General features: G+C 60.4%; 1 protein-coding gene. It reads right to left on the bottom strand.

Annotation, left to right across the window (positions count from 1 at the left end; translation table 11 throughout):
- A partial coding sequence (locus tag ACLFKU_RS44540) for an AMP-binding protein (protein ID WP_410853494.1) occupies positions 1 to 239 on the bottom strand: 239 nt, incomplete at its 3' end.
- Positions 240 to 285: the final 46 nt, after the last annotated feature.

Raw genomic sequence — 285 nt, 5'->3', positions numbered from 1 at the left:
CCCACCGCCCCGAACGGCACAGGCGCGCCATGACCGTCCAGAAGATACACCCGCGTGTTCGCGATTGGACGCCCAATCGGGACAATGGTCCCATCAAACTCAGCCGGGCAACTCCAAACCGTCGCGCAGACCGTTGCTTCGGTAGGTCCATAGGCGTTGACAATGGATGCTGCAGGCAGGCGTCGGATGAGTTCTGCGTTCGGCAGCTCTCCGGCAAGAATGAGAACCTGCGACGCCAAACATTCCAGATCCTGGCTTCCCTGAAGCAATGCGGGAGGTAACGTC

Origin of the sequence: Paraburkholderia sp. EG304 (assembly GCF_046543485.1) — a bacterium.
GTDB lineage: Bacteria > Pseudomonadota > Gammaproteobacteria > Burkholderiales > Burkholderiaceae > Paraburkholderia > Paraburkholderia youngii.
Note: the sequence above shows the minus strand (reverse complement) of the source record. Positions and strands in the feature narration are given on the sequence as shown.